Consider the following 2,558-nt stretch of genomic DNA (forward strand, 5'->3'; position numbering starts at 1 on the left):
GCGCTGCGTGCCGAGGTGGGTGAGTTCCTGACCGGCTATATGGTGCCGGACGCGATCGTGGTGCTGGACGTGCTGCCGCTCACGCCGAACGGAAAACTGGATCGGAAGGCGTTGCCGGCGCCGGAGTTCGGTGGCACGGCGGCCTATCGTGCGCCGGGTACGCCGATCGAGCAGGCCGTAGCCGATGTGTTCGCTGATCTGCTCGGTGCGGCCGAGGTGGGGTTGGACGACGATTTCTTTGCCTTGGGCGGTAATTCGTTGCTGGCGACTCGTGTGGTGGCGCGGATCAATGAGGCGTTGGACGCGGGTCTGGCGGTGCGGGAGTTGTTCGAGGCGTCGTCGGTGGGGGCGTTGGCGGCTCGGGTGGTGCCGGGTGCGGCGGGTGTGGTGCGGCCGAAGCTCGGTCCGGCCGCGCGGACTGGTCGGGTGCCGTTGTCGTTGGCGCAGCAGCGGATGTGGGTGATCAATCAGCTCGATCCGGAATCGCCTTCCTACAACATCCCATTGGCGATCCGGCTGTCCGGTGCGCTGGATGTGGACGCGCTGCGTCGTGCGGTCGCCGACGTAGTCGAGCGGCACGAGGTGCTGCGCACTCGGTATCCGGCCAGCGGCCCGGGTGGCCTGCCGTATCAGGAGATCCTGCCGGTCGCCGAGGCACTGGCGGATGGGTTGCCGGTGGAGAGCACCGCCGATCCGATCGGCCGGGTCACCGAGCTGATGGCCACCGGATTCGATGTGACGGTGGCGCCGCCGCTGCGATTGCGGCTCATCGGTCTGACCGAGTCCGAGCATGTGCTGGTGCTGGTGGTGCATCACATTGCCGGTGACGGCGCGTCGATGGCCCCGCTGGCTCGTGATCTGGTGACCGCGTATCTGGCGCGCAGTGAGGGCGGTGAGCCCGGTTGGTCGCCGCTGGAGGTGCAGTACGCCGACTTCGCGATTTGGCAGCGCTCCGTGATCGGCAGTGACGACGACGAGAACTCCGTCGCGGCAAGGCAATTGGCTTATTGGCGCAAACAGCTGGCGGGTTTGTCCACCAGCCCGGTGCTGCCGGTGGATCATCCGCGTCCGGCGGTGCCGTCGATGCGTGGCGGATCGGTGGGTTTCCTGGTGCCCGCGGGTGTGCACGAGGGTCTGCTGCGGGTTGCGCGGGAACACAATTCGTCGCTGTTCATGGTCGTGCACGCGGCCCTGGCGGTGCTGTTGGCCCGTCAGTCCGGCAGCGCGGATATCGCGATCGGTACGCCGATCGCGGGTCGTGGTGAGCGGGCGCTGGATGATCTGGTGGGCATGTTCGTCAATACCCTTGCCCTGCGCACCGGTGTCAGTACCGCTGAGACCTTCGATGATCTGGTCGAACGAGTGCGTGAAACGGATCTGTCGGCGTTTGCCAATGCCGATATTCCGTTCGAGCGGGTGGCGGAGGTCGTTGCGCCCGGTCGTTCGGGGGCGCAGAACCTGTTCCAGGTGGTGTTGTCGTTCCAGAACACCGAGCAGCCGACGCTGGAGCTGCCGGGGTTGACCATTACCGGTCTGGACACCGATGCGGTGGCCGCGAAGTTCGATCTGCAGGTCACCGTGGAACCCCGGCACACCGATGACGGCACGCCGGGTGAGCTGGTCACCGTGCTCACTTATGCGGTGGATTTGTTCGAGGACTCGACGGTGCGGGCGCTGGCTCGGCGTTTCGAGCGGATCTTGGCCGCGGTCGCGGCGGATCCGCAGCTCCCGGTCGGCTCGATCGATCTGCTCGACGAGCAGGAACGGGTGGCCCAGCCCAAGCCCGCCGAATCGGTCGAGGTCGTTTCGACCATCGGGACCGCACTGCCGCAGGCGCTGGCCGCCGCCGTGGACGATGATCCGGACGGTCCGGCGATCAGCTTCGGCGAGGAGGCGATCAGCTACCACGAGCTCGATGCCCGTTCGTCGCGGCTGGCGCGGGTGCTGATCGGGCGTGGCTGTGGTCCGGGTGTCGGTGTGGCGGTGCGGCTGGATCGTGGTGTCGAGGCGGCCGTGGCGACGTGGGCGGTGCTCAAGGCGGGTGCGGCCGTGGTGCCCGTGGCCGACGGTCAGGCGCTACCCACGGCACTGGAATTCAAGGTGGGCCTGGTGGATTCGGTGCCCACCGAATTGGGCGGCGTCGACTGGTTGGTGTTGGATGATCCGGCGGTGGTTGCGGAGGTTGCGCAGGAGTCGGCGCGGCCGGTGACGTATGCGAATCGGACGCGGGCGTTGCGGGGTGTGGATCCGGCGTTCGCGACGGCCGGGGTGGTGGTGAGTTATGACGGGTTGGCGGTGGTGGTGGATCGGGTGCGTAAGCGGGCCGAGCTCAGTTTCGAGTCGCGGACGTTCCGGCAGGGTCGGGCCGATTCGGTCGCGGGTGTGCTGGAGGTCGTGGTCGCGGGAGCCGCGGGGGCGTCGTTGGTGTTGCCCGCCGAGGTGAGCAGCGAGGGGTTGGCCGATGAGTGGGTGACGCATTTGTTCACCGATGTGGAAGGGTTGTCTGGGCTGGATCCGGAGCCGCTGGAGGACCTGCGGGCCGTCATCCTCGAACAGGG

1 protein-coding gene is annotated in these 2,558 nt (G+C 67.6%); it reads left to right on the plus strand.

What is annotated here, in order from left to right:
- Positions 1-2,558 (plus strand): condensation domain-containing protein (locus NDR87_RS37020; RefSeq protein WP_251919004.1); only part of this gene is annotated, 2,558 nt, incomplete at both ends.

It is taken from the genome of Nocardia sp. CDC159, assembly GCF_023740735.1.
GTDB classification, from domain to species: Bacteria; Actinomycetota; Actinomycetes; order Mycobacteriales; family Mycobacteriaceae; genus Nocardia; species Nocardia pulmonis.